At 67.7% G+C, this 21,064-nt stretch carries 17 protein-coding genes, 2 tRNA genes and 1 pseudogene; 13 read left to right on the top strand and 7 right to left on the bottom strand.

Going from position 1 to position 21,064, the window contains the following annotated elements:
* Nucleotides 1-12: 12 nt before the first annotated feature.
* The 8 genes and pseudogenes from gnd to FHR72_RS02330 form a co-directional block, all read left to right on the top strand.
* Nucleotides 13-924 (top strand): annotated as a pseudogene (gene gnd, locus FHR72_RS02365) (phosphogluconate dehydrogenase (NAD(+)-dependent, decarboxylating)); the annotation flags it as partial.
* A 13-nt stretch (nucleotides 925-937) separates the two neighbouring features.
* Nucleotides 938-2,098, top strand: coding sequence for a DNA replication/repair protein RecF (recF, locus tag FHR72_RS02360; protein WP_183466287.1), 1,161 nt, complete (start codon nucleotides 938-940; stop codon nucleotides 2,096-2,098).
* Nucleotides 2,095-2,649, top strand: coding sequence for a DUF721 family protein (locus FHR72_RS02355; RefSeq protein WP_183466286.1), 555 nt, complete (start codon nucleotides 2,095-2,097; stop codon nucleotides 2,647-2,649). The genes recF and FHR72_RS02355 overlap by 4 nt, the downstream gene beginning before the upstream one ends.
* 231 nt (nucleotides 2,650-2,880) lie before the next feature.
* Nucleotides 2,881-4,908, top strand: coding sequence for a DNA topoisomerase (ATP-hydrolyzing) subunit B (gyrB, locus tag FHR72_RS02350; RefSeq protein WP_183466285.1), 2,028 nt, complete (start codon nucleotides 2,881-2,883; stop codon nucleotides 4,906-4,908).
* A 32-nt stretch (nucleotides 4,909-4,940) separates the two neighbouring features.
* Nucleotides 4,941-7,466, top strand: coding sequence for a DNA gyrase subunit A (gene gyrA / locus FHR72_RS02345; protein WP_183466284.1), 2,526 nt, complete (start codon nucleotides 4,941-4,943; stop codon nucleotides 7,464-7,466).
* Nucleotides 7,467-8,477: a DUF3566 domain-containing protein gene (locus FHR72_RS02340; protein WP_183466283.1), complete on the top strand. Its 1,011-nt coding sequence runs from the start codon at nucleotides 7,467-7,469 to the stop codon at nucleotides 8,475-8,477. It begins immediately after the preceding gene.
* A 71-nt stretch (nucleotides 8,478-8,548) separates the two neighbouring features.
* Nucleotides 8,549-8,622: transfer RNA gene (locus tag FHR72_RS02335), tRNA-Ile, on the top strand.
* Nucleotides 8,623-8,750: 128 nt separating this feature from the next.
* Nucleotides 8,751-8,823 (top strand) — tRNA-Ala (locus FHR72_RS02330).
* A 95-nt stretch (nucleotides 8,824-8,918) separates the two neighbouring features.
* On the opposite strand, the gene FHR72_RS02325 is transcribed toward FHR72_RS02330, so the two are convergent.
* The 3 genes from FHR72_RS02325 to cwsA form a co-directional block, all read right to left on the bottom strand.
* Nucleotides 8,919-10,019 carry a GGDEF domain-containing protein gene (locus FHR72_RS02325; protein WP_183466282.1) on the bottom strand — a complete coding sequence of 367 codons (1,101 nt, stop codon included), beginning with the start codon at nucleotides 10,017-10,019 and terminating at the stop codon, nucleotides 8,919-8,921.
* A gap of 136 nt (nucleotides 10,020-10,155) precedes the next feature.
* A complete protein-coding gene (locus tag FHR72_RS02320) occupies nucleotides 10,156-11,502 on the bottom strand; it encodes an L-serine ammonia-lyase (RefSeq protein ID WP_183466281.1) in 1,347 nt (448 codons plus the stop codon).
* 16 nt (nucleotides 11,503-11,518) lie between these two features.
* Nucleotides 11,519-11,920 (bottom strand): cell wall synthesis protein CwsA, encoded by a 402-nt coding sequence (gene cwsA / locus FHR72_RS02315; protein ID WP_183466280.1) that lies wholly within the window; start codon nucleotides 11,918-11,920, stop codon nucleotides 11,519-11,521.
* Nucleotides 11,921-12,026: 106 nt separating this feature from the next.
* Between cwsA and FHR72_RS02310 the strand changes: the two genes are divergently transcribed.
* Nucleotides 12,027-12,554: a peptidylprolyl isomerase gene (locus FHR72_RS02310; protein WP_183466279.1), complete on the top strand. Its 528-nt coding sequence runs from the start codon at nucleotides 12,027-12,029 to the stop codon at nucleotides 12,552-12,554.
* A gap of 48 nt (nucleotides 12,555-12,602) precedes the next feature.
* Here the strand turns inward: FHR72_RS02310 and FHR72_RS02305 are convergent, their stop codons facing one another.
* Nucleotides 12,603-13,025, bottom strand: coding sequence for a PH domain-containing protein (locus FHR72_RS02305; RefSeq protein ID WP_183466278.1), 423 nt, complete (start codon nucleotides 13,023-13,025; stop codon nucleotides 12,603-12,605).
* A 155-nt stretch (nucleotides 13,026-13,180) separates the two neighbouring features.
* On the bottom strand, nucleotides 13,181-13,462 hold the full coding sequence (gene crgA, locus FHR72_RS02300) for a cell division protein CrgA (protein WP_024445118.1): 282 nt from the start codon (nucleotides 13,460-13,462) through the stop codon (nucleotides 13,181-13,183).
* A 135-nt stretch (nucleotides 13,463-13,597) separates the two neighbouring features.
* Between crgA and FHR72_RS02295 the strand changes: the two genes are divergently transcribed.
* The 4 genes from FHR72_RS02295 to FHR72_RS02280 all read left to right on the top strand — a co-directional run bounded on the left by FHR72_RS02295 (nucleotide 13,598) and on the right by FHR72_RS02280 (nucleotide 17,887).
* On the top strand, nucleotides 13,598-14,359 hold the full coding sequence (locus FHR72_RS02295; protein ID WP_183466277.1) for a DUF881 domain-containing protein: 762 nt from the start codon (nucleotides 13,598-13,600) through the stop codon (nucleotides 14,357-14,359).
* A gap of 243 nt (nucleotides 14,360-14,602) precedes the next feature.
* Nucleotides 14,603-15,739: a PE-PPE domain-containing protein gene (locus FHR72_RS02290; protein WP_311736024.1), complete on the top strand. Its 1,137-nt coding sequence runs from the start codon at nucleotides 14,603-14,605 to the stop codon at nucleotides 15,737-15,739.
* A gap of 249 nt (nucleotides 15,740-15,988) precedes the next feature.
* A complete protein-coding gene (locus FHR72_RS02285) occupies nucleotides 15,989-17,170 on the top strand; it encodes a PE-PPE domain-containing protein (RefSeq protein WP_183466275.1) in 1,182 nt (393 codons plus the stop codon).
* A 42-nt stretch (nucleotides 17,171-17,212) separates the two neighbouring features.
* Nucleotides 17,213-17,887 (top strand): aminodeoxychorismate/anthranilate synthase component II, encoded by a 675-nt coding sequence (locus FHR72_RS02280; RefSeq protein ID WP_183466274.1) that lies wholly within the window; start codon nucleotides 17,213-17,215, stop codon nucleotides 17,885-17,887.
* Here FHR72_RS02280 and pknB read toward each other — a convergent pair.
* Both pknB and FHR72_RS02270 read right to left on the bottom strand, forming a co-directional pair.
* A complete protein-coding gene (pknB, locus tag FHR72_RS02275; RefSeq protein WP_183466273.1) occupies nucleotides 17,865-19,739 on the bottom strand; it encodes a Stk1 family PASTA domain-containing Ser/Thr kinase in 1,875 nt (624 codons plus the stop codon). The genes FHR72_RS02280 and pknB overlap by 23 nt on opposite strands.
* 2 nt (nucleotides 19,740-19,741) lie before the next feature.
* Complete coding sequence (locus tag FHR72_RS02270) at nucleotides 19,742-21,037, bottom strand: protein kinase domain-containing protein (RefSeq protein WP_183466272.1); 1,296 nt, start codon at nucleotides 21,035-21,037, stop codon at nucleotides 19,742-19,744.
* Between the last annotated feature and the right edge of the window lie 27 nt (nucleotides 21,038-21,064).

Below are 21,064 nucleotides of genomic sequence, written 5' to 3'. Positions count from 1 at the left end.
CGGTCGTTCGACACGAGGAGGGGCGCTGACATGCAGCTGGGTCTGATCGGTCTCGGCAAGATGGGTTTCAACATGCGCTCGCGTCTGCGCGACGGTGGCCATGAGGTGGTGGGTTACGACCCGCGGCCCGAGGTCTCCGATGTGGCCTCCCTCGAGGAGCTGGCCGAACGGCTCGAGTCTCCGCGCGTGGTGTGGGTGATGGTGCCGTCGGGCACTGTCACGGAGAGCACGATCACGGCGCTGGCCGAGGTCCTCGGCGAGGGCGATCTGGTGATCGACGGCGGTAACTCGCGCTACACCGAGGACGCTCCCCACGCGAAGTTGTTGGCGGAGAAGGGCGTTGCGTTCATCGATGCCGGCGTCTCCGGCGGCATCTGGGGTCTGAGCGAAGGCTACGGGCTCATGGTCGGCGGCAGCGACGCCGACGTCGAACGCGCGATGCCGATTTTCGAGACCCTGCGCCCGCCTGGTCCCCGTGAAGACGGATTCGTCCACGTCGGCCCGGTCGGCGCGGGTCACTTCGCGAAGATGGTGCACAACGGCATCGAGTACGCGCTGATGACGGCCTACGCCGAGGGGTACGAGATGCTCGCGGCCGAGGAGCTGGTCAAGGACCCGCAAGCGGTGTACCAGGCCTGGACCAACGGCACCGTCGTGCGGTCGTGGCTGCAGCAGCTGCTGGCGAAGGCGCTCAAGGAAGATCCGCAGCTCGCTGAAATCAGCGGCTACACAGAGGATTCCGGTGAGGGCCGCTGGACCGTCGAGGAGGCGATCAGGCTGCGGGTACCTGTGCCAGGCATCGCGGCTTCGTTGTTCGCCAGGTTCCTGTCCCGCCAGGACGAATCGCCGACCATGAAGGCCGTCGCGGCATTGCGCAACCAATTCGGCGGGCACGCCGTCAAACGAGTGAGTGAGTCGGGCTGACCGGGGTGACTTTGTGTATGTACGTCACCTCGCGCTGACCGACTTCCGGTCCTGGGCCCGGGTCGAGCTCGAGCTGGCGCCCGGACGCACGGTGTTCGTCGGATCCAACGGTTTCGGCAAGACGAATTTGGTTGAGGCCCTGTGGTATTCGTCGACACTGGGATCGCACCGGGTGTCATCCGACGCGCCGCTGATCCGCTCCGGCGCCGAGCGTGCGGTCGTGTCGACCATCGTCGTCAACGAGGGCCGCGAGCTGGCCGTCGATCTCGACATCACGTCCGGGCGGGCCAACAAGGCGCGGCTGAACCGGTCCCCGGTGCGTTCGGCGCGCGAGATTCTCGGCGTGCTGCGCGCGGTGCTGTTCGCTCCCGAAGATCTGGCGCTCGTGCGCGGCGATCCGAGCGAGCGTCGCCGCTACCTCGACGAGCTCGCCACCACCCGGCGACCCCGGATCGCCGCTGTCCGTTCGGATTACGACAAGGTGGTGCGCCAACGGACGGCGCTGCTGAAGACCGCGTCGGCGGCGAGGTACCGGGGCGATCGCGGTGCGCTCGAGACACTCGACGTCTGGGACGGTCATCTCGCCGCGCACGGCGCACAGCTCATCGCCGCGCGCGTCGACCTGGTCAGTGAACTGGCGCCCGAGGTCGAGAAGGCTTACCAGTTGCTGGCCCCGGCGTCACGGCCGGCGTCGATCCGCTACCGCAGTAGTGTGGAAGCCGTAGAAACCGAAGCAGCCGTGGGAAACTGCGACGTGGAGTTGTTCGAGACCGCCCTGCTGGACGCTCTGATACGGCGGCGCGACGCCGAGCTCGATCGGGGGGTGTGCCTCGTCGGACCCCACCGCGACGATCTGGAGTTGCGGCTCGGCGACCAGCCCGCCAAGGGGTTCGCCAGCCACGGTGAATCCTGGTCGATGGCACTGGCCCTGCGGCTGGCGGCCTACGAACTGTTGCGTGCGGAGGGAAGCGACCCGGTGCTGCTGCTCGACGACGTCTTCGCCGAGCTCGACAGTGCGCGCCGGCAGGCGCTCGCCCAGGTGGCCGCCTCTGCCGAGCAGGTCCTGGTGACCGCGGCTGTGCACGAGGACATTCCGACCGACTGGGACGCGACACTGGTCGAGATCACGATGCAGGACAGCGATTCGGGAAGGATTTCGGTGGTGCGGTCATGACCGATGACGAAACCGTCGGGCCACCCGCCCACCTCGAGGGCCTCAAGGGGATGGATCTGGTCCGTCGAACCCTGGAGGAGGCCCGGGGTGCGGCGCGCCAGCAGGGCAAGAACGTCGGCCGGGGCCGCCAGTCCCCTGCTCCGCGCCGGGTCGCCGGCAGCGGGCGGCGGCGCTGGTCCGGGCCGGGACCCGACAGCAGGGATCCCCAACTGTTCGGTGCTCTGACCAACGACCTCGCGCGAACGCGCGGATGGTCGCCGCGCGTCGCCGAGGGTGCGGTGTTCGGCCGGTGGACTGCGGTGGTGGGTGAGCAGATCGCCGCGCACGCGGCGCCGACCACGCTGAACGAAGGCGTGCTGACGGTGTCCGCGGAGTCGACCGCGTGGGCCACCCAGCTACGGATGGTGCAGGCACAGATCCTGGCCAAGATCGCCGCGGCCGTCGGCGACGGCGTGGTCACCTCTCTGAAGATCGTCGGTCCGATCGGTCCCTCGTGGCGCAAGGGTCCGTACAGCGTGCGCGGACGCGGTCCGCGTGACACCTACGGCTGAGGATCCGGCGGTTGCCTGAGAGCCGCCAGAACACGGCGGGGCCCTTTCCTGAGCGTCAAGACCTAGCCCGATCCGAGAAATTCCGCGCACGGCGCGATTAGGTGCACAGAAACGCCGCTGTAGATTCAGTCCTGACGGTGGGTGAAGGTAGACTGTGTCGGTGATCCGCGAGCGGTCGTTCACCGCTGCGCAGGCGATCCCCTGCCAAAGAACCAAGGAGACGCGTCCAACGTGGCTGCCCAGAAGAAGAATGCTCCGAGCGAGTACGGCGCCGATTCGATCAAGGTCCTCGAAGGACTCGAAGCCGTCCGTAAGCGACCGGGCATGTATATCGGTTCGACCGGTGAGCGGGGCCTGCACCACCTTATCTGGGAGGTAGTGGACAACGCCGTCGACGAGGCGATGGCCGGCTTCGCCACCCGCGTCGACGTGCGGATCCTCGAAGACGGCGGCGTCCAGGTCACCGACGACGGCCGCGGCATTCCCGTCGCGATGCACGCGACCGGGATCCCCACCGTCGACGTCGTGATGACGGTGCTGCACGCCGGCGGCAAGTTCGAAGAAGGCGCCTACCAGGTCTCCGGTGGCCTGCACGGTGTCGGTGTGTCCGTGGTCAACGCGTTGTCCACCCGCCTCGAGGCGGACATCTACAAAGACGGCTACCAGTGGTTCCAGACGTACGACAAGTCGGTGCCGGGGACCTTGCGCAAGGGCGAGAAATCCGACAAGACCGGTACCACCATCCGCTTCTGGGCAGATCCCGACATCTTCGAGACCACCAACTACGACTTCGAGACGATCGCGCGACGTCTGCAGGAGATGGCGTTCCTGAACAAAGGCCTCACCATCGAGCTGACCGATGAGAGGGTGGCCCCCGAGGAGATCGTCGACGATGTCGTCAGCGATCACGCCGAAGCACCCAAGTCGGCCGAGGAGCAGGCCGCCGAGGCTGCCGCGCCCCACAAGGTCAAGCACCGGGTGTTCCACTACCCGGGTGGGTTGGTCGACTTCGTCAAGCACATCAACCGGACGAAGACCCCCATCCAGCCCAGCGTCATCGACTTCGACGGCAAGGGCGAGGGCCACGAGGTCGAGATCGCGATGCAGTGGAACGCCGGTTATTCGGAGTCGGTGCACACCTTCGCCAACACCATCAACACCCATGAGGGCGGTACCCACGAAGAAGGGTTCCGTGCGGCGCTGACGACGGTGGTGAACAAGTACGCCAAGGACAAGAAGCTGCTCAAGGAGAAAGACCCGAACCTCACCGGGGACGACATCCGCGAGGGCCTCGCCGCGGTCATCTCGGTGAAGGTGTCGCAGCCCCAGTTCGAGGGGCAGACGAAGACCAAGCTCGGCAACACCGAGGTCAAGTCGTTCGTGCAGAAGATCTGCAACGAGCAGCTCAACCACTGGTTCGAGTCGAACCCGGCCGAAGCGAAAACCGTGATCAACAAAGCGGTCTCGTCGGCGCAGGCCCGCATCGCCGCGCGCAAGGCCCGCGAGCTGGTGCGCCGCAAGAGCGCCACCGACATCGGCGGTCTACCTGGCAAGCTCGCCGACTGCCGCTCGACCGATCCGACCAAGTCGGAACTATATGTGGTGGAGGGCGATTCGGCCGGCGGCTCGGCCAAGAGCGGCCGGGATTCGATGTTCCAGGCCATTCTTCCGTTGCGCGGGAAGATCATCAACGTCGAGAAGGCCCGCATCGACCGCGTGCTCAAGAACACCGAAGTCCAGGCAATCATCACCGCGCTGGGTACCGGCATTCACGACGAGTTCGACCTCTCCAAGCTGCGGTATCACAAGATCGTGTTGATGGCCGACGCGGACGTCGACGGCCAGCACATCTCCACCCTGCTGCTCACCCTGCTGTTCCGGTTCATGAAACCCCTTGTGGAGAACGGGCACATCTTCCTGGCGCAGCCCCCGCTGTACAAGCTCAAGTGGCAGCGCACCGAGCCGGAGTTCGCCTACTCCGACCGGGAGCGCGACGGCCTGCTCGAGGCGGGCCGCGCGGCGGGCAAGCGGATCAACGTCGAAGACGGTATCCAGCGGTACAAGGGCCTCGGCGAGATGGATGCCAAGGAGCTGTGGGAGACGACGATGGATCCGTCGGTGCGCGTGCTGCGGCAGGTGACTCTCGATGATGCCGCGGCCGCCGACGAGCTCTTCTCGATCCTGATGGGCGAAGACGTCGAAGCGCGCCGCAGCTTCATCACGCGGAACGCCAAAGACGTTCGCTTCCTTGATGTTTGATGCCGTCCAGCCGAAACGTATAGGACAACTGCATGACTGACACCACGCTGCCCCCGACCGGGGACGACGCCGGCGACCGGATCGAGCCGGTCGACATCCAGCAGGAGATGCAGCGCAGCTACATCGATTACGCGATGAGCGTCATCGTGGGCCGCGCGCTCCCCGAGGTCCGCGACGGCCTCAAGCCCGTGCACCGCCGAGTGCTCTACGCGATGTTCGACTCCGGCTTCCGTCCGGACCGCGGACACGCGAAATCCGCACGCTCGGTTGCCGAGACGATGGGCAACTACCACCCCCACGGCGACTCGTCGATCTACGACACCCTGGTCCGGATGGCCCAGCCGTGGTCGCTGCGCTATCCGCTGGTCGACGGTCAGGGCAACTTCGGTTCACCGGGCAACGATCCGCCGGCCGCGATGCGCTACACCGAGGCGCGGCTGACTCCGTTGGCGATGGAGATGCTGCGCGAAATCGACGAGGAAACAGTCGATTTCATCCCGAACTACGACGGCCGCGTGCAGGAGCCGACGGTTCTGCCGAGCAGGTTCCCGAACCTGCTCGCCAACGGCTCGGGCGGTATCGCCGTCGGCATGGCCACCAACATGCCGCCGCACAACCTGCGGGAGCTGGCCGAGGCCGTCTACTGGTGTCTGGACAACCACGAGGCCGACGAGGAAGCCACCTGCGAAGCGGTGATGTCCCGGGTCAAGGGGCCCGACTTCCCGACGCACGGCCTGATCGTCGGATCGCAGGGCATCGAGGACACCTACAAGACCGGGCGCGGCTCGATCCGCATGCGTGGTGTCGTGGAGATCGAAGAGGATTCGCGCGGGCGCACCTCACTGGTGATCACCGAGTTGCCCTACCAGGTCAACCACGACAACTTCATCACCTCAATCGCCGAGCAGGTGCGCGACGGCAAGCTGACCGGCATCTCGAACATCGAGGACCAGTCCAGCGACCGCGTCGGCCTGCGCATCGTGGTGGAGATCAAGCGCGACGCCGTGGCCAAGGTGGTGCTGAACAACCTCTACAAGCACACCCAGCTGCAGACCAGCTTCGGCGCCAACATGCTGGCGATCGTCGACGGGGTGCCGCGCACCCTGCGGCTGGACCAGCTGATCCGGTACTACGTCAACCATCAGTTGGAAGTCATCGTCCGGCGCACCACCTACCGGTTGCGCAAGGCCAACGAGCGGGCCCACATCCTGCGCGGTCTGGTCAAGGCGCTCGACGCGCTCGACGAGGTCATCGCCCTCATCCGTGCGTCGCAGACCGTGGAGATCGCCCGCAGCGGCCTGATCGAGCTGCTCGACATCGACGAGATCCAGGCCCAGGCGATCCTGGACATGCAGCTGCGTCGCCTCGCCGCCCTGGAGCGTCAGCGCATCGTCGATGATCTGGCCAAGATCGAGGCCGAGATCGCCGACCTCGAGGACATCCTGGCCAAGCCGGAACGGCAGCGCGCCATCGTGCACGACGAGCTCAAGGAGATCGTCGACAAGTACGGCGACGACCGTCGCACCCGGATCATCCCGGCCGACGGCGATGTCGCCGACGAGGACCTCATCGCCCGCGAAGAGGTGGTCGTCACGATCACCGAGACCGGCTACGCCAAGCGGACCAAGTCCGACCTGTACCGCAGTCAGAAGCGCGGCGGCAAGGGTGTGCAGGGCGCGGGGCTCAAGCAGGACGACATCGTCAACCACTTCTTCGTCTGCTCGACCCACGACTGGATCCTGTTCTTCACCACACAGGGCCGGGTCTACCGCGCCAAGGCCTACGAACTGCCCGAAGCGTCGCGCACGGCCCGCGGTCAGCACGTGGCCAACCTGCTGGCGTTCCAGCCCGAAGAGCGCATCGCGCAGGTCATCCAGCTCAAGACCTACGAGGACGCGCCGTACCTGGTGCTGGCGACGCGCAACGGCCTGGTGAAGAAGTCACGTCTGGTCGACTTCGACTCCAACCGTTCCGGCGGCATCGTCGCGGTCAACCTCCGTGACGGCGACGAACTGGTCGGCGCGGTGCTGTGTTCGTCGGACAACGACCTGCTGCTGGTGTCGGCGAACGGGCAGTCGATCCGGTTCTCGGCGACCGATGAGGCGTTGCGGCCGATGGGCCGGGCGACCTCGGGTGTGCAGGGCATGCGGTTCAACGCAGACGATGCGCTGCTGTCACTCAACGTCGTCCGCGAGGACACCTATCTGCTCGTCGCCACCTCCGGCGGCTACGCCAAGCGCACCGCCATCGAGGAGTATCCGGTGCAGGGCCGCGGCGGCAAGGGGGTGCTGACGATCCAGTTCGACAAGCGGCGTGGCACGCTGGTCGGAGCGTTGATCGTCGACGACGACACCGAGCTGTACGCGATCACCTCCGGTGGCGGAGTCATCCGGACCGGGGCGCGGCAGGTGCGCAAGGCAGGGCGTCAGACCAAGGGCGTCCGGTTGATGAACCTGGGCGAGGGCGACACACTGATCGCGATCGCGCGGAACGCCGAAGCCGGCGACAGCACGGACGAGGTCAACACCGACCCCGACGCGACGAGTGAGGAGTCGTAGGTGAGCTCACCGACAGAGCCGGGATCGACGCGCTCAGGCGAGGGGTCGAGCCCGGCCAACGGCGCGGGCGCCGCGGCCCAGGGCTCCGGCGACCTGCCTCCGTGGCAGCGCGGGCCCGCCGGTCGGGCCAGGCAGCATGCGGCCCCCGAGGCGGCGCGCCCGGAGCCTGCCCGGGACGGGGGCCAGGCGGGTCTGGATGACCGCCTGAACCGGTTCATGGCGGGCGGGTCGGCACCGGCGCGGCCGACCGACGCCGAGCCCGGCCCGCGCAGTGAGCCCGGTCCGCGGAACGAGCCGCCCCGCAGTGAGCCCGGCCCCCGGAACGAGCCTGGCCCTCGGAGCGAGCCGCCCCGCAGTGAGCCCGGCCCTCGCAACGAGCCACCTCGCAGTGAGCCCGGCCCACGCAACGACCGGACCGACGTCGTGCGCGCCGACAGCATCCGTCCCGACGCGGGCCGGCGGTCCGAGCAGGGCGTCTCCTACGCCAGCGAGATCCCCGACCTGTCCGGTCCTGTCCCCCGCCCGCCGCAGCAGCAGCGCAAGCCGCTGGAACGTCCCCAGCCCGACGCGGCCACCAAGGCGCCCGCGAAAGGCACGCCGTCGGCCGGCAACCGGGCGGTGCACGTCGCCACGCGCCAGCACAAGGGCCCGGTCCGCGCGAGCATGCAGATCCGGCGCGTGGACCCCTGGAGCATGCTCAAGGTGTCCCTGCTGCTCTCGGTGGTGCTGTTCTTCGTCTGGATGATCGCGGTCGCGTTCCTGTACCTCGTCCTCGGCGGCATGGGTGTGTGGAGCAAGCTCAACAGCAACGTCGGGGACCTCCTGACCAGCGCCAGCGGCAGCTCCGGCGGCGAGTTGGTGTCCAGCGGCACCATCTTCGGCGGGGCTGCGCTGATCGGCCTGGTGAACATCGTGCTGATGACCGCCGGTGCCACGCTCGGTGCGTTCATCTACAACCTCACCACCGACCTGGTGGGTGGTGTCGAGGTCACCCTGGCCGACCGGGACTGACCTCCGGCCTTCCGGTTTGGGAGACGGGATGCCGGTGCGGTAATCTCGTCGCTCGGCCCGTGCGGTTGAACGGGGCTATAGCTCAGGCGGTTAGAGCGCTTCGCTGATAACGAAGAGGTCGGAGGTTCGAGTCCTCCTAGCCCCACGGAAAGGTACGCATCGATGAAGCAGGTGCTTCTGGTCGCCGCGGGATGCGCGGCGGCGATCGCGGTGGTCGTGTGGCGAACCCAGCACGGCCCCGAGGTATGGCACACAGCGACCGATACCTGACGAGGGGCCTTAGCTCAGTTGGTAGAGCGCTGCCTTTGCAAGGCAGATGTCAGGAGTTCGAATCTCCTAGGCTCCACAATCAACAAACAGGTCAGACCGTTTCCGGTCTGGCCTGTTCTGCTGGCAGGCGCCGTCTTCTCCCCCGCCTCCGGTGGGGTCGGGCTCCCGCGGTCAGAAGGACGGTGCGGGTGTGCAGAAGTGGGTTTGATTGCCGCCGTTCTTCTTGGCGGTGTACATGGCGGTGTCGGCGGCCCGAATGAGGGCCTCTATCGCTGCGGGAGGGTCGGCGACACCACTCCAGCGCACGACGGCGGCGCCCACGCTGGCGGTGACGGGGTGCGGCAGGTCGGCGATCGCCTCACACAGCCGCTGAGGCAATGCGCAGGCCGCGTCGTGGGGCAGCGCGTCGATGACGATGAACTCCTCGCCGCCGAAGCGGCCGATGATGGCGGCAGCGGTGCTGGCCTGGCGCAGAGTCCAGCCGACGGAGGCCAGGGCCTGGTCGCCGGCGATGTGACCGTAGGTGTCGTTGAGCGTCTTGAACTTGTCGAGGTCGATCATCACCACCAGCAGGTGCACATCGTCGAACGGTGCGGTCAACAGCGTCGTGGCCCGTTCGTAGAACGCGCGGCGGTTCAACAACCCGGTCAACGGGTCGTGGTCGGAGCGCACGACGTCGGCGCCCAGCGTGCGTACCACCGCCTGGATCGACAGGGGGAAGGCCACATTGAGTTCGAGAACCAGACAGAACCCCACCACGGCGATCGCCGTGTGGTCGTCGATCAGTCGTGACGCGCACGCTGCGCCGGCGACCACCGCCAACGCGACGGTGTAGGTGACGGCTTTGATGTTGTGGAAGAACGCCATGTAACCGCCGACCAGGGCCAGCGCAGTGCAGCCCATCAGGGCGAAGACCGGCTCGGGTTGCAGCAGCGTGACGACGGCGACCAGGCCACCGGTGACCACGGCCATCGACAACGACTGGATGCGGGTGGGCCAGCTGCGCCACCACAGCACCGCGTACGTCGTCCCGGTGAGCGTGGCGAGGATGCTGACCAGCACCGCCGCCGGCGTGAAGTGGGGCAAAGTCAGCAGGCTTGCCGGCAGAAGTATCACCGCGCCTGACATCAGAGTCATCAACACCCGCGTCGCCAGCCCCAACTCCCGGGCCCGCAGATAGCCGGTGAGCCATTCGAACTGGTCGGGTTGACGCCACCACCGCGCAACGGTCGACTGCAGAGAGCGCAGACCGGGACCGCTGTCAGCGTTCATCGCGGCCCCCTAGCGTCTTGTCCACCACGTTGCTGCGTGGTCTCGGTCCATCATGACCAAGAGCCGGTCCGGCTGCGGCACACTTGGGGATTGCCGGGCAAATGGGCGCGGTGTCGTCCCGCAATCACACCGCGGCTCAACACTCCACGACGTTGAGAGCCAGTCCCCCGCGCGACGTCTCCTTGTACTTGTCCGCCATGTCGGCCCCGGTGTCGCGCATCGTCTTGATCGCGGTGTCCAGGCTGACGTGATGCGTGCCGTCGCCGAACAACGCCATGCGAGCCGCGGTGATCGCTTTGACCGATGCGATCGCGTTGCGCTCGATGCACGGGATCTGGACCAGTCCCCCGACGGGATCGCAGGTCAGCCCGAGATTGTGTTCGATGCCGATCTCCGCGGCGTTCTCCACCTGCGCCGGTGTTCCGCCGAGCACGGCGGCCAGCGCACCCGCGGCCATCGAGCAGGCCGAGCCGACCTCCCCCTGACAGCCCACCTCGGCCCCCGAGATCGACGCGTTGGCCTTGAACAGCTGACCGATCGCCGCCGCCGTCAACAGGAACGTCACGATGCCGTCGTCGTCGGCGCCGGGCACGAAGCGCCAGTAGTAGTGCAGGACCGCGGGGATGATCCCGGCAGCACCGTTGGTCGGCGCCGTGACCACGCGTCCGCCCGCGGCGTTCTCCTCGTTCACCGCCAGCGCGTACACCGTCACCCAGTCCATCGCATACAGCGGATCGGCGGGGTCTGTCTCCAGCGCCGCGGCGAGCGCGCGGGCCCTTCGCCGGACACGCAGACCTCCCGGCAGCGTGCCGTCCGAGGTGAGCCCGCGGTCCACGCATTCCCGCATCGCCGACCAGATCCGCAGCAGGCCCGCGCGGAGTCGGTCCCCGTTCCCGAGCGCCTCTTCGTTACGGGCGACGAGCTCGGCGATGCTGCACCCGTTCTCGGTGGCCAGCCGAACCAGATCGGCGCCGGAAGGGAACGGGTACGGCACCTGCACGTCGTCGGCCGAGCCGGCCCGGGCCTCGTCTTCGTCGACGACGAAGCCGCCGCCCACCGAGTAGTACACCCGGCGGGCCAACAGGGACCCGTCGGCGTCCTCGGCAGTGAAGACCATGCCGTTGCTATGAAAGTCCATGGCGCGCAACGACAGAACGATGTCGGCGGCCATGTCGAACGCGACCGCATGTTCTCCCCCGACCCGCAGCACCCGGTCGTGCCGGACCTCGGCCACCCGTGCGTGTGCCTCGTCGGGATCGACGGTCTCGGGATCGGCGCCCTCCAGACCGAGGACCACGGCTCCCGGCGTTCCGTGCCCGGCGCCCGTCGCCCCCAGCGAGCCGTAGAGCTCCACGCGCACGTGTGCGACCGCGGAGACGTCGAGTTCGTCGACGAACCGCCGCGCCGCCCGCATCGGGCCCACGGTGTGTGAGCTCGACGGGCCGATGCCGATCGAGAACAGGTCGAACACCGAGACGGTCACACCGGAACGGCTTCCGCTACGGCCGGGGATTGACCTCGACGCTCGGCGGGAGCGGCGAGGGATCGGGCTGGGCAGAACGACGCAGGATCGAGAACGTGACCGCTCCCCCGGCCACCAGAGCGACACCGAGGCCCGCGAGCAGCAGCGGCCGTCGGCGGCGACGGGGTTTGCGCGCCTTGGCGATGGCCTCCGGCAGGCCGGCGACGATCTCCTGGGCTGCCGCCACCTCGGCGCGGAGCTCACCGGCGACCTTGCTGCGGCGGTATCGGTCGCTGACCCAGGAGGCGGAGGAACGGACGGAGTCGACCCCGAGACCGAGCGTGCCCCGCGTGACGTCGACCGGCCCCATCGTCGAGTACTTCAGACCTCGGCCGAGCCGCTCCCGCGGGGTCAGGCGTACACGGGTCTTGGAGCTCATATCCCACCTCTTCCTCGATGACGGACGTCGCGCCTCCAGCCTGCCACTCCGGTGAACGCACGGTGCCCGGTTGGCGGTCCGACCAGGCGTGGCACACTGGATTCCCGTGACGAGTCCCATTCAGACCGCAACCGCGACCCTCCACACCAACCGTGGCGACATCAAGATCGCCCTGTTCGGAAACCACGCACCGAAGACCGTGTCCAACTTCGTCGGACTGTCCCAGGGCAGCAAGGAATACAGCACGGAGAACGCGTCGGGCGGCTCGTCGGGGCCGTTCTACGACGGCGCCGTGTTCCACCGCGTCATCGACGGCTTCATGATCCAGGGCGGCGACCCCACCGGCACGGGCCGCGGCGGCCCGGGCTACCAGTTCGCCGACGAATTCCACCCGGAGCTGCAGTTCGACAAGCCGTACCTGCTCGCGATGGCCAATGCGGGCCCCGGCACCAACGGCTCGCAGTTCTTCATCACGGTGACCCCCACCCCGCACCTGAACCGTCGCCACACGATCTTCGGCGAGGTCGTCGACGCGGAGTCGCAGAAGGTCGTCGACGCCATCGCGACCACGTCCACCGATCGCAGCGACCGCCCCACCGACCCGGTCGTCATCGAGTCGATCACCATCTCCTAGCGATTTCGGTGTAGTTGGTCACGCTCACGGTGACCAACTACACCGAAATCACCCCGGGCCGGGCGCGTACCCGGCCTCGGTGAGCGCGTCCAGCACGTGCAGCGGCTCCGTGCCCAGATCCCACCGGCTCATGACCAGGAGCCGGTCATCTGTCGTGTCGATCTCCAAAAGGCGTACTTTCCGGCCGATACGCCGGAACTCGGTGATGCGGATGCGCCGGATGTCGGCTTGTGTGAGCTGCCTCACGCCGACCCATCCGCGGTATTCCAGGCCACTCGAGGTGATTGCCAGCTTGGGCCGAGCCCGCCACGACATGGCGGCGAACACCAGCAAACCGACGGCCGCGGTACCGATGAGAATGCGCCCCGGAACGTCTGTGACCAGTGTCACAACGGCGACGGCAAGCAGAATGCCGAGTAGACCGGCCCCGACGATGCCGCCTGTCCTGGGCTGCCAAGAAGTTTGCTGCACGGGTTGTTCACACCCCTCTACCGCGGTCGATGCGGTTATCCACAAGTGCTATCCCCAATGGGGATGAATAACATCCGTGTGATCCGGTGACGCCCGGGTGGCGCGCAGGGTAACGGCAGGCGTCGTTGATGAATCCCCTTCGGACGCCCGTGGCGTCACCGCCAGCGCATCGTCAACAGCAACCCGGTGATCATGAAGGCAAACGCGATCGCGTAGTTCCAGACGTTCAGGTCCGCCATCCACTGGAGGAAGCTCGGGACGTCGGGCCCGCTGCCGGCCAGCTGGAAGACGATGAGCCACACGAGCCCGATCAGCATGAGGCCGACGAACAGCACCACGAACCAGGTGCTCGACGGCCCCGCCTTGACCTTGACCGGAGTCCGGCTCACCGGGTTGATGGTGAAGTCGTTCTTCTTGCGGACCTTGGACTTGGGCATGCGTACCTTCGAACGTTCGGCGCCGCGACCTGTCTCCGGTGCCACGAACGACCGGTCAGTGCGACGATGTGTAGAGAAAGCCTAACGCAGGCCGAGAACGCGTCAGGTGATCCTCGAAAGGAGCGCGCACTGGCGATGACAGACCGCAGCGCAACCGGACGGCGACGATCTCTGTGGCGTCTCGGTGTGCCCGCGGTCTGCCTGGCGGCCGGTCTGCTCCTCGGCACGACCTACGGCGTGTCCGGCGGGGACGAGATCCGGCGCAGCGACTCACCTCGTCTGGTCGACCTGGTGCGGGAATCTCAGGCGTCGGTCGACCGGCTGAGCGCCGAGCAGGGTGCGCTGACCCTGCAGATCGACAACCATCACGGCGGCTCGCCGGGAGCCGACGCGGCACTGGCCGCCATCACCCGCCGGGGCGACCTGCTGGCGACGGACGCCGGTCTCACGCCGCTGCGGGGTCCCGGTCTGGTGGTCACCCTCAACGATGCCCAGCGCGACGCCCAGGGCCGGTTCCCGCGAGATGCGTCGCCCGACGACCTCGTCGTGCACCAGCAGGACATCCAGGCGGTGATCAACGCCCTCTGGACCGCCGGTGCCGAGGGCATCCAGGTCCAGGATCAACGGATCATCGCGACGTCGGCCCCGCGGTGTGTCGGGAACACCCTGCTCCTCAACGGCCGCACCTACAGCCCGCCCTATGTCATCGCCGCCATCGGCGACGCCGCGGCGATGCAGTCCGCACTGGCGGCCGCGCCGTTGGTGACGTTGTACAAGCGCTACGCGGTCAGGTTCGGCCTCGGTTACAGCGAAGAAGCGCGCGAGGTCGATCTCGTCGGACACAGCGAGTCCGTCCGCATGAAGTACGCGCAACCGTTGGGGCCTCTCGGCTACTGAATCGGGTTCATCTCGATGTTGCTGAAGATTAGACGGGCTCGACTAATCCCTGCTATACATACCCGTACGTTCTCAGGTCGCTAAGCAGGTACAACATCGATACGCGGGTGACGTCAGCAATTCTTTCAGGTGGAAATCTCCCCGCGTGAGCATTCGCGTGGAATTAGCCACATGTGTCAATTAGCAAAGCAATGCGCCGGTGGAGACCGCGACAGGCGTCGCGGCCGGTACAGGGGGGACCGCGTGAACCGTCAACGTCGTCGTGCATTGGCCGGCGCACTCGCCGTGCCCGCCGCGGTGGGGCTCTGCTTCTCCCCCACGGCATCGGCGGCCACGGTGCTGGCCGTCGAGGGAACGGCCCAGCTCAAGGGCAACGCCCAGACCGCCTTCGGCAACGAGTTCTGCGCCCACAACACGTGCCGGTCGATCAACAATGCCCGCACCCCGTTCGATGTGAAGCCCGGCTCCCGGCAGTTACAGGCCGCCGTCCAATCCACCGCCGGGGACATCATCCTCATGGGGTACTCCCTGGGCGCCGCGACGATCTACGACCGCCTGCGGGCCTGGGAGAAGAGCCCCGGCACATCCCCCGACCCGGGCCGGGTCGTGCTCGTCGTGACGTACGGGAACCCGGAGAACAAGTTCGGCGGCGACGACCGCAAGAATTCCTACGCCGGACTGCCTGCCGTGCAGCCTTACGCCCACCTCGACGTCACCATGCAGTACGACAGCGTCGCCGATGTGCCGACGCGGTGGGGCTGGTACTCCCGGATGAACCTCGCGTTCGCCCAGCACATGGCGTACTTCCAGGACATCGACATCAACGATCCGGACAACTTGGTCTATCACGACGCCGACGGCACGACCTACATGCTCATCAAGGCCGACACGCTGCCCATGCTCAAGTGGATGGACCCCTGGTTGAGCGACGCCAGGATGGCCGAGCTGGACGCCAAGTACCGGCCCTTGATCGAGAAGGACTACGACCGCCCGGACTATGCTCCCCAGGGCGAGGGTGCCGACTGGGGCAACGGGACCCCGCCACCGGCCGCCCAAACTTCCGAAAGCAATGCGCGGCAACGGGATTCACATTCCGCGCAGGATCCGGACGACGTCGACGACGCGTCTCCCGACGATGTGGGTGACGGCGCCGGGCAGGGGGAGCCCGGTGACGTCGTGGTCGACACGGACGACGAGCCCCGGGCAGAAGAGGCGCTCGCGGATGAGGCGAACGACGAGGCCCCCGCAGACGAGGCCCCCGCAGACGAAGTCACCGACGCTAACGGCGAGGACGAGGCGCGCGATACACCAAACGAGGGATCGACACCGGCGCAGCAGTCGGCCCTTCGGCCAGAGCGCGGCAGCGTCACAACTGCGTAAGAGATAGCAGCCGGGAAGTTGCTGCTCGCGGCGGTACCCTCAAGCTGAAGGCTGGGCCCGCAACTCACGAAGATCAAGATCTGACAACGTTATTGCGGCGCGCACGCCCTCACGGCAATCCCGGTGTTTCAACGTTGAGAAGTCGGGAATTCCTTCGCCACAAAAGCATCAGCAAATGTTTGCACTACGCCGGCGTCGGACTTGGGGATTCGCCGTGCGGCGCACTCGTTCGACTCGTCAAGGATCCTCATGAAGCACCAGCGCCGCAACGCCGGCATCGCCGCATTGGCCACAGTACTCATCCCCGCTGCTGGATTCCTCCAGGCAGCACCCACTTCCCACGCCGTCACCGCGCTGTTCGCCGAAGGCGCGACCCGCCAGGGCGGGGAGGCCCAGTCCGCGTTTGGCGGCGTCTTCTGCGAGCAGAACGAATGCCGATCGCTGGGTCGCGGAACGGTGACGCGCAAGATCACGTCCCAGCAGATTCAGGCCGCCGTCGATTCGACCCCCGGAGATCTCATCCTGGCCGGCTACTCGGTGGGCGGCGCCGGCATGTACGACCGCCTCAGGGAATGGGAGCGAAACCCGTCGCTGGCACCGGACCCCGACCGCATCGTGCTGATCGTGACGTTCGGCAATCCGGAGAACAAGTTCGGCGGACAGAATCGCAACAACGTCGGTGTGGGGCTGCCCGCCTACCAGCCCTACGACCATCTCGACGTGGTTGCCCAATATGACGGCGTCGCCGACAACCCGACCCGCTTCGGCTTCTACTCGTACATCAATTCCGCGTTCTCCCGGCACTTCTCGTACTTCGACGGCCTGGACATCAACGACCCGGACAACCTGGTCTACCAGGAGGGCAACACCACCTACATGCTGATCCCGGCGGAGACCCTGCCGATGCTGCAGTGGGTCCGACCCTTCGTCAGCGCCGAACGGATGGCCGAGCTCGACGCGAAGTACCGCCCCCTGGTGGAACGCGACTACGACCGACCGGCCTATGTTCCGCAGGGCGAGGGCGCCGACTGGGGCAACGGCAACCCGCCCCCGAGCCTGGCCCCCGTCGAAGAGCCCGTCGACGCTCTCACCGTCGCGTCCGCCGACTCGACGGATGCGGACACCAGCGTGGGCGGTGACCCTGCGGCAGCACGGACGTCTTCTTCGCGCGTCGCCGACGTTGAAGCGGACACCGAGGTCACCGACGACGCAGCCCTCGACGCCGCCCTGAACGACGCCGCCCTGAACGACGCCGCCCTGGACGACGCGTCCACGGATCCCTCCCTGGATGCCTCCACCGGGTCCACCGACACCGCCGACAACGCGGCGTCGACGGAGAACGACACCGAGACCGCGCAGGACAGCTCACAGGACACATCCGACCCGGCCCCCGACGCCGGCGACGGTGCCGATTCCGACGCAGCGGCCTGACGCTCGAAACCGCAGGGAAAGCCCTGGCGGTAGCCTGTCGGCATGCAGGTGTTGGTCGTCGACAACTACGACAGCTTCGTGTTCAACCTGGTGCAGTACCTCGGCCAGCTCGGTGTGGACGCGACAGTCTGGCGTAACGACGACGACCGTCTCGCCACCGACGCCCACATCGCTGCGGCCGCCGACGACTTCGACGGCGTGCTGCTGAGCCCCGGCCCCGGCACCCCGGAGCGTGCCGGTGCGTCCATCCCCCTCGTGCACGCATGCGCCGAGGCCGGCACGCCACTGCTCGGTGTGTGCCTCGGCCACCAGGCCATCGGAGTCGCGTTCGGCGGGACCGTCGACCGCGCACCCGAGTTGCTGCACGGGAAGACGAGCACGGTCCACCACGCCGATTCCGGTGTGCTGAAGGGGCTTCCGGATCCGTTCACGGCCACCCGCTACCACTCGCTGACGATCCTGCCCGACACCGTCCCCGACGAGCTCGAGGTCATCGCCCGCACGGACGGCGGCGTCATCATGGGCGTGCGCCACGTCGAGCTGCCCGTGCACGGTGTGCAGTTCCACCCCGAGTCGATCCTGACCGAGGGCGGGCACCGGATGCTGGCCAACTGGCTGGCCTTCTGCGGCGCGGCCCCGGCGGAGACACTGGTCCAGCAGCTCGAGGACGAGGTCTCGACCGCGGTCCAGGCGGCTACGACGCGAAGTTCAGCGTGATCCTGCTGCCGTAGTTCACACCGGCCCCCGGGGCCGGGTTCTGCGTGACCACCGCGTTGGTCCGCTGTCCGCTGTTCTGCACGTCGCCACCCTTGTCGAGCACGCCCGTCCACCCGAGGGCGCGCAGGCGGGGCTCGGCGTCGGTCCAGAACATCCCGGTCAGGTCCGGCATGACGAACTGATTGCCGCGGGACACCTGGATCTGTATGACCGAGTCCTGCGGGATCGTCTGGCCCGGTGCAGGCTCCAAGCCCACGACCTGACCGGCCTGCGTCGTGCTGTCGATCTCCACCGGGACGATCTTGGTGAAGCCGGACGCTCCGAGGATCTGCTGGCACACGTCGACGGTCTGGCCGACGCACTCCGGGACCACGGCCGTCGCGGGACCCTTGCCGACGACGATGGTGATCTCGTTCGTGATCGCGGACGTCTGGTTGGCCGGCGGAACCGTCGAGAGCACGCGGTCGCGCTGCTCGGGCAGCGACGCCGACGTCGTCTGCCGGAACCGCTCGAAGCCCGCGTCCGTGAGGCGCTGCACCGCGTCGGCGTAGCTCAGCCCCGACACGTCCGGAACCTCACGCTGCTCGGGCCCGGTCGACACGTTGAGCGTGACCTCGTCGCCGGCCGCGATGGACGTGTTCGCGCCCGGTTCGGTGCTGATGACGTGGTCGGGCGGGACCCCGGAGTCCGGCTTCTGCTGGGTCCGGATCGAGAACCCACGGTTCTGCAGCGCGGCGATCGCATCGGCCGACGGCTGGCCCGCGACATCGGGCACCTGCACGTCGCGGGTCTCGCTGCCGAACATGTTGATACCGATGGTCACCAGCACGGTCAGTATCGCCAGCACCGCGACCGCGATCAGCCAGCGTCCCAGCGATCCGCTGCGCTCGCGTCCTGCGTAGCGCTGGTGTCCGCCGGCCGGGTCGACCGCCCCGGCCCGGTGACTGGTCGGTGTCGCGGCCAGCATGGAGGTGCGCTCGGCGTCGGTGAACACCTTCGGGGCGTCCGGTGCTTCGCCGCTGTGCACCTTCACCAGGTCGGCGCGCATCTCGGCCGCCGTCTGGTACCGGTTGTCGGGGTTCTTTGCCAGCGCCTTGAGCACCACGGCGTCGAGCTCGGGGGAGATGCCGCCGTGCCGCTGCGACGGCGGCACCGGGTCCTCCCGGACATGCTGGTAGGCCACGGCCACCGGGGAGTCCCCGACGAAGGGCGGCTCGCCGGTCAGCACCTCGTAGAGCACACAGCCCAGCGAGTACACGTCCGAGCGGGCGTCGACTTTCACCCCGCGCGCCTGCTCGGGGGAGAGGTACTGCGCGGTGCCGATGACGGCCGCGGTCTGCGTGACGGGGTTGCCCGCATCGGCCAGCGCACGGGCGATGCCGAAGTCCATCACCTTCACCGCGCCGGTCTTGCTGATCATGATGTTGGCCGGCTTGACGTCGCGGTGGATGATGCCGTGCTGGTGGCTGAAGTTCAGCGCCTGGCAGGCGTCGGCGATGACCTCGAGGGCGCGCTGGGAGGGCATCGGGCCCTCGCTGTGCACGATGTCGCGCAGCGTCACGCCGTCGACGTACTCCATGACGATGTAAGGCAACGGGCCGGTCGGCGTCTCGGCCTCACCCGTGTCGTACACCGCGACGATGGCCGGGTGGTTCAGCGCGGCCGCATTCTGCGCCTCGCGACGGAACCGCAGGTAGAAGCTCGGATCGCGGGCCAGGTCGGCGCGCAGCACCTTGATCGCGACGTCGCGGTGCAGACGCAGGTCGCGGGCCAGATGGACTTCGGACATGCCACCGAAGCCCAGGATCTCGCCGACTTCGTAGCGGTCGGAAAGGTGCTGTGGGGTCGTCATCGCTATATCTGTTCTAGGGCGTGCAGCATCACCGGCGGCGATGCGTCGTCAATGGGGCGGGGTACCCATTCCTGACCGGGTACCTGCTCGATTATCGGTGACGGGGCAGCGCCGGGTGTCTCTGGCGGAGCCTCGGGGCCCGTGGTCTGGCCGCTCGGTGTCTCGGTGATCGTGGTGGGCGCCGGCCGGTCCTTCTGGTCCTGGGCGTTGAGGACGATCAGGATCGCGATGACGATGGCCAGCGCGCCCAGCACGCCTGCGGCCCACAGCAGGGCCCGCTGGCCCGACGAGAAGGTCCGCCGAGCCGGCGGCGCCGAGCGGTGGTGGCTGCCCGTCGTCCGGGTGCGTGACGTCGGCGCGGGGGCACGCCCGGTCGCGTCGGCCGCGCGGTTCTGGATGGCAGGCGGCACGGCGGCGGGGGCGGCCCGGCCGATCGACGGCGCCGCATTCGGGCGGGGCGGCCGGCGGCCCGAGCGCACCGCAGCGACCGCGTCGGCGAACGGCCCACCGGACTTGTAGCGCATGCCGGGATTCTTGACGAGCGTGATCTCGATGAGCTCGCGGACGTTCGGCGGAAGATCCGCAGGCAGCGGGGGAGGCGTCTCCTTGATGTGCTTCATCGCCACGGTCAGGGCGCCGTCACCGGTGAACGGCCGCTTACCCGACACCGCTTCGTAGCCGACCACACCCAGCGAGTACACGTCGCTCGCGGCCGTGGCGTCGTGGCCCAGGGCCTGCTCGGGGGCGATGTACTGGGCGGTGCCCATCACCATGCCGGTCTGGGTCACGGGGGCGGCGTCGACGGCCTTGGCGATGCCGAAGTCGGTGAGCTTCACCTGGCCGGTCGGGGTGATCAGGATGTTGCCTGGCTTGACGTCGCGGTGCACCAGCCCCGCGGTGTGGGCGACCTGCAGGGCCCGGCCGGTCTGCTCGAGCATGTCGAGGGCATGGCGCAGGGACAGCCGGCCGGTGCGCTTGATCACCGAGTTCAGCGGTTCGCCGTTGACGAGCTCCATCACCAGGTAGGCGGTGCGGCCCTCGCCGTCGATGTCGGTCTCGCCGTAGTCGTACACCCCGGCGATGCCCGGATGGTTCAGCATCGCGACGGTACGAGCCTCGGCGCGGAAGCGTTCAACGAACTCGGAGTCCGTCGAGTACTCGGCCTTGAGCACCTTGATCGCGACGCGGCGCCCCAGACGTGAGTCGACGCCTTCCCAGACCTGACCCATGCCGCCGGTGGCGATCAGCCGCTGCAGCCGGTACCGCCCGGAGAGCGTGACTCCGACGCGGGGACTCATTTCATGCCTCCGGCCTGGTGGCTCATT

This window comes from Mycolicibacterium iranicum, from assembly GCF_014190915.1.
Lineage (GTDB): Bacteria > Actinomycetota > Actinomycetes > Mycobacteriales > Mycobacteriaceae > Mycobacterium > Mycobacterium iranicum_B.
This window is presented reverse-complemented; position numbering and strand designations above follow the sequence as displayed.